The 5071-nt window shown below is 64.7% G+C and carries 7 protein-coding genes and 1 pseudogene; 2 read left to right on the top strand and 6 right to left on the bottom strand.

Translation table 11 applies throughout. The features are described 5' to 3' along the window. The first annotated feature begins 890 nt into the window (after nt 1-890). Complete coding sequence (locus tag IVA87_RS30660; RefSeq protein ID WP_247336636.1) at nt 891-1256, top strand: response regulator; 366 nt, start codon at nt 891-893, stop codon at nt 1254-1256. Nucleotides 1257-1289: 33 nt separating this feature from the next. Here IVA87_RS30660 and IVA87_RS30655 read toward each other — a convergent pair whose 3' ends face one another. The 4 genes from IVA87_RS30655 to IVA87_RS30640 form a co-directional block, all read right to left on the bottom strand. Next, on the bottom strand, nt 1290-1586 hold the full coding sequence (locus IVA87_RS30655; protein ID WP_247336633.1) for a hypothetical protein: 297 nt from the start codon (nt 1584-1586) through the stop codon (nt 1290-1292). A gap of 119 nt (nt 1587-1705) precedes the next feature. Then, on the bottom strand, nt 1706-2149 hold the full coding sequence (locus tag IVA87_RS30650) for a low affinity iron permease family protein (protein ID WP_247336630.1): 444 nt from the start codon (nt 2147-2149) through the stop codon (nt 1706-1708). 12 nt (nt 2150-2161) lie between these two features. Then, complete coding sequence (locus IVA87_RS30645) at nt 2162-3043, bottom strand: glycosyltransferase family 4 protein (RefSeq protein WP_247336626.1); 882 nt, start codon at nt 3041-3043, stop codon at nt 2162-2164. 157 nt (nt 3044-3200) lie between these two features. Then, nucleotides 3201-3353 (bottom strand): hypothetical protein, encoded by a 153-nt coding sequence (locus tag IVA87_RS30640; protein ID WP_247336623.1) that lies wholly within the window; start codon nt 3351-3353, stop codon nt 3201-3203. A gap of 168 nt (nt 3354-3521) precedes the next feature. On the opposite strand from IVA87_RS30640, the gene IVA87_RS30635 reads away from it, so the two are divergent. Continuing rightward, entirely contained in the window at nt 3522-3701 is a 180-nt protein-coding gene (locus tag IVA87_RS30635; protein ID WP_247336620.1) for a hypothetical protein, read from the top strand. A 379-nt stretch (nt 3702-4080) separates the two neighbouring features. On the opposite strand, the gene IVA87_RS30630 is transcribed toward IVA87_RS30635, so the two are convergent. Both IVA87_RS30630 and IVA87_RS30625 read right to left on the bottom strand, forming a co-directional pair. After that, on the bottom strand, nt 4081-4629 hold the full coding sequence (locus tag IVA87_RS30630) for a YhjD/YihY/BrkB family envelope integrity protein (protein ID WP_247336639.1): 549 nt from the start codon (nt 4627-4629) through the stop codon (nt 4081-4083). 288 nt (nt 4630-4917) lie between these two features. Beyond that, nucleotides 4918-5071: pseudogene (locus tag IVA87_RS30625) on the bottom strand (IS21 family transposase); the annotation flags it as partial.

Raw genomic sequence — 5071 nt, 5'->3', positions numbered from 1 at the left:
GACCAGCTCCGACGACCCGAGCGCTCCCAGCAGAGCACGCCGATCAAAGGGGTCCCTTTTGGATGCCGATAGGGGGTCCCAGTCGAACGCCGATTGACAAACCGGAAGCGAAGGCCACCTTGGGGCGGCTTCCAGGGGCGCGCGAACCCAAGGGTGCAGCAGATGAGTGAGGTGACGTATTTCGTCGCTCTGCCCTTCGTTTCTCCGACGAGGGCATCGCCGCCGGCGAGCGGCTGAGTGCCTGAGCGCCAACACCGCGGTCATGCGGGCGGAAGCCCTGTCCTGCAAGCCGGGCCATGCCGGCGCCCTCGCCTTCTCGCGAACCGGCGACCCGTCCAGCGGCGACTTCAGCGACGCCAGGCTGATCCGGAAGTTCGGCGAGGTACCGGATGACCTCAGCTCGCTATGAGCGCGGAGCTGGATCATTCCTCTGTTGAGGTGGCGGCGTCTCCTGGAACGAGGAGGCTGAGCGCGGTTTCGATCTCGCCAGCAGCCGTTCGATTTCCTGGCGTTCGTTCGGGCCCGGATCTCGGCACCTACAAACGAGTTGGTGCGACGACGAACTTGCCAGCCTGGTATTTGACCACAGGCGTTCTAATTCGGAAGCACGCAGGCCCATGCGGGCGCTCGCCCGGCACCGGCCCCACCAATCCCTTACACATGGCGGGGCCGCCTGCGTACCGGGACACCGGGGCTGAAGATGGGCTCGGAGGCCGCCAGATGTTACGACCGCCAACCGAGAATGACGATTGCTCGAAAGAGGCACTCCCTGTGGCAGGTTTTGAGACTTTTTGACCGTTTGAACCCCTCCGGTCTCGCTCACTTCGGGAACGGCGACGCAGTTGAGCCGTTCGACATGCGTTGCGAGCGTCATCCCAAGTGAGCGGCCAGTGAGCGTACTTCTCGTCGAGGACGACCCCCTGATCCGTGAATTCGTGGTCGAAGCGCTCCGCGATGCGGGCTACCACGTGATCCACGCGAGCACTGGGGAAGAGGCGCTGGACTGGTGCAAGCGCCACGTCGCCGACGTGCTGGTCACCGACGTCAGGCTGCCCGGAAACATCGACGGCTGGCAGATCGCGGAGCGCTGCCGCGAAAGCGATCCGGAGCTCCCGGTGATCTACGCCACGGGCTACTCGCCCGCTGCACCTCGGCCCGTGCCGGGCAGCCGCATCGTGAAGAAGCCGTTCCATCCCGACGAGGTCGTCCGCATTGTGAGGGAGCTCGGCGGGCAGAAAGGGATGCCGCCGAACTAGGAGCATTCCCGGATCAACGGCCGGGCTTCCGCATCACTTGCGATCGGGCTCCTTGGCCGGCGGCCCGCTCTTGTTTCCCGGCAGACCTTTGATGTTGGAAGTGTCCTGCTGCTGGACGGTCGGATTCTGCTGGTTCGAGCTCGAGCTGGCGCCGACGGTCTCTCCCGGCTTGACGGCTGGACCACTCTTGTTACCCGGCTGACCGGCGATGCCGGCACCCGAGTTCTGCGCGCTCGGAGCGCCGGAGACGTCCGGCTTCGTGGTCTGGGCAAGTGCGACGGGAGCGGAAAGCGCCAGAGCAAAGACCAGCGCGCTCGCAATGGACCTCATGGTGAATCCTCCTCTTAAAAGAATTCGGAACGCGGGTTGCCGCTGCCTTCACCTCGAACGTCGCATGGGGCTCGCGCGTTCCTGCCAATGGCGGCGAGGCCGTTCTTTCTTGCGCTGTGTCAGCCCTCGGCATCGCCCTGGGATCTGGATGGATGCCGCCTGCTTGAGCCTCTTCTCTCTGCTGCGACCGCCTTGGCGCGCGCCTCGCAGCGGGCACGCAGCTCCTCCAATTCGTCGGCGGAGAGATGCTCGATGCCGACAAATGAATTCTGGACACTTCCAGTTCGGATGAGCTCATCCAGCTTGACCTGGATCGCGGCGCTGTCCCGGTTCTGCGAGTTCTGGATCAGGAAGACCATCAGAAAGGTCACGATGGTCGTGCCTGTGTTGATGACGAGCTGCCAAGTGTCCGAGAAGTGGAAAAGCGGTCCAGTGATCGCCCAAATCACAACTACTGCGCAGGCCAGGATGAAGGTCGATGCCCGGCCAGCTGCCTGCGAGGCCTTGTTTGCGATGGACGCGAACCACCGCCGCGGGTGCTGCTCGCTTTGCTGATGGCGCATGCAGTCCTCCTTCTATCGAATCATAGCCAAACGCCTGAACAGCCGCCGCTCACGGCACGAGCGGAGACGCGGGCGTGCCGAGGTGTTCGGAGACGGGGCCTGGCGGCGAGAGGCGGCCGACAGTAGGTCTCGTAGGCTCCCGTCCGAGGTGAAGCGCTCTTCGAACCGCGCCCGGACCTCGCGCCGGTCGATCCGTGCCAGCTCTTTCACCGCGCGGCCCGCCTCCGCTTCGTTCTCGACGATGAAGCCGGTCACTCCTTCGTCGACGACCTCGGGTACCCGATAGGCGATCACGGGCGTCCCACATGCCCTCGCCTCGATCATCACCAGGCCGAACGGCTCGGGCCATTTGATCGGAAACAGCAGTGCCGCAGCGGCCGACAGAAACGGCTGCTTGCCGCGTTCGTCCACCTCGCCGACGAGCTCGACCCGAGCGCCGTCGATCTCCGGCTGGATGTGCTTCGTGAAGTAGGCGGTTTCTCCGCGAGGCACCTTCGCCGCGATCCGCAGCGGCATGCCGGCCGCCCGCGCGATCCGCATGGCGTCCTCGGGCCCCTTGTCCGGCGTGAGCCGCCCGAGGAAGGCGAGGTACGACCCGGGAGCGTAGGACGGCCGATACAGGCCGGCCGGCAAGCCGTGATGCACCGTCCCGCGCCAGTTCGCGTCCTTGAGCGGAGCGCGCTGTTTGTCGGAAATGGAGACGAAGCACGCCTCGCGAAACTGCCGAACCACCTCGCCGATGCCAGGCAGGTCGAGACGCCCGTGCAGGGTGGTGAGGAACGGGGTTCCGGCCCGGCTGAGTGCGGGCATGTGCAGCCAGTCGATATCTGCATGAATAACGTCGAACTCGCGGGCGCGACGCGAGACCGCTTCGATCAGGAGCGTGCAGGTCATGTTCGCGTCGACGCGCGGGCCCCCGAGGCCTACGGTATTGTCCCGGATAGACCGCTGCGGCAGCGCCGGCCAAGATGCCTACATTGCCTACTTAAGCTGTAATTGCGTTCGCCCGGCGGTTCATGACCGCCCGGGCTTTCGCGCGCCCGACGGCCAGTCAGGAGGCTTCGGATTTCCGGAGCCGCTCCAATTGCCGGCGCAGGGCGATCGGCAATTCCGGCTCTTCCTTGATGATCGAACGCAGCCGCTCGCCGATTTCCCGGACGATTGTCAGGCTGTGCCTCCGATCGATGTCGATGGCATTGCGCATCGGTCGACCCTCTTGCCTGATACAACCTCCGCGGAGGTCGGCGGTTTCAGCGACCTCGGCGCCGTCGAGAGCGGATCAGCTATGAGTCCACTTTTATACATTTCGTGAACAAATCCCGCCTTCGGGCATGAATCCGCGGCGCTGGGCGGTAGCCGTGGGGTTCCATAGTTGGTCGACAGGCAATATTTGACGCGTCAGGCGACGACGCTCCTGAAGTTTGCCAAGGCAACGAGAAGTCCGGAAGTTTCGGCGGCCTTGGTCGAAAAGGCGGCCGACCTGAAATCCAAGGCCGATGAATCGGCTGCGGGGCATCAATCTCAATCCTTGCCGCGTTCTGGGCAGCGTTAGCTGCCTGCGGCGAAGGTCCCGCGTGTCAGCCACTCACGTCATTTGCCAGTGCGGCGCACTCTACGAACGGAGCGAGCAGCCGCCAGGTCCGCCCGATGCCGACGCCTTTGCTGTGCGATCTGCGGCCACACGCTGGAGGTCTTCATGGACCTGCCGCGTCCCAACTAACGATTGATGTCCGCGCCATCGCGAAACCCGGCGCCGAGGCGTTAGGCGGTGTACTCATTGTTTTTGAGGATAGGCGTCGTGCCCGTTGGCTCCATGCCCGTGGTCTGGATTATGACCTCACCTCACTGCTTGAGCGAACCTCCGTGCTTGGCATGGGCCTGCGTGATCTCCGCCCCCATGAGTATGATCTGCGAGGTGTAGTAGACCCAGATCAGCACGACGAGATCGAGGCGGCCGCACCATAGGTCGACTCCAGTCCTTGCTTGCCGATGTAGAAGCCGATCGCAGCCTTTCCCACTTCGAAGAACAACGCGGTCAGGAGCGCGCCCAGCCAGACATCGCGCCAGCCGACCGAGACGTCTGGCAGCCACTTGAACATCATCGCGAAGAGCACCGTCACCACGGCGAACGAGACCACCAGGCTGACGACATGGAGAACGCCCTCCGGCATGTACGGGGCGACGAACTTGCCCGTCGCGGCCAGTGCCGCGGTCACCAGCAGCGAGACGAGCAGAAGAAAGCCCAGCGCGAGGACGGCGGCGAACGACAGCACGAGCTGCGGGCGAAATGCCAGATCCCGCCCTCCTCCGATTCCTCCACCTCCCAGACGACGTTGAGCGCATCCTTGAGCTGCACGACGACGCCGATCGCGGCGAACAGCAGGGCGCCGATGCCGAGGATCGTCGCCAGAGCGCCCTCCGCGGGGCGGCTGGCTCCCGCCAGCATCGACTCGATTGCCTTCGCGCCGGTCTCCGACCATGCCCTTCAAGGAGGAAGTGACCTGCGAGGTGACCGCCTCGTGGCCGAAGAAGAGGCCTGCGACTGCGATCGCGATCACGATGATGGGGCCCAAGGAGAACACCGAGTAGTATGCGAGGGCCGCGCCCTGGCGGGCATCCTTGTGGCTCGACCAGTTGGTCGCCGCCTCTTTCGCCACCGTCCACCACATCGCCGTCCGGACCGCCAAGTCTGCTCCACGGTCTACAAGGACGACCAAGATGCCAGGTTCCTGCGGCCGCGCATGGACGGTAATGATCTCGACCAGGCACTCCCCAAAGTCGATCTGCAGCTGTCGGCCCGGCGGCGTCTCGAACCGCGTCGTCGCCAGAGCCTCCGCCTTCAGCGCCTGGCGATAGGGCTGCACGGCGCGTTGCAGCGTCCGCCGGCTGACTGTTACGCCTTTCTCGGCCAACAGGTCCTGG

This window comes from Bradyrhizobium sp. 147 (assembly GCF_023073935.1).
Taxonomy (GTDB): domain Bacteria; phylum Pseudomonadota; class Alphaproteobacteria; order Rhizobiales; family Xanthobacteraceae; genus Bradyrhizobium.
The sequence above is the reverse complement of the archived record's forward strand: the minus strand, read 5'-3'. Positions and strand labels throughout refer to the sequence as shown.

Excerpts from the sequence above, each read along its gene's own strand:
- IVA87_RS30655 (WP_247336633.1), bottom strand. The coding sequence starts at position 1,586 with ATGAGGTCCATTGCGAGCGCGCTGGTCTTTGCTCTGGCGCTTTCCGCT.
- IVA87_RS30650 (WP_247336630.1), bottom strand. The coding sequence starts at position 2,149 with ATGCGCCATCAGCAAAGCGAGCAGCACCCGCGGCGGTGGTTCGCGTCC.
- IVA87_RS30645 (WP_247336626.1), bottom strand. The coding sequence starts at position 3,043 with ATGACCTGCACGCTCCTGATCGAAGCGGTCTCGCGTCGCGCCCGCGAG.
- IVA87_RS30640 (WP_247336623.1), bottom strand. The coding sequence starts at position 3,353 with ATGCGCAATGCCATCGACATCGATCGGAGGCACAGCCTGACAATCGTC.
- IVA87_RS30630 (WP_247336639.1), bottom strand. The coding sequence starts at position 4,629 with ATGGTCGGAGACCGGCGCGAAGGCAATCGAGTCGATGCTGGCGGGAGC.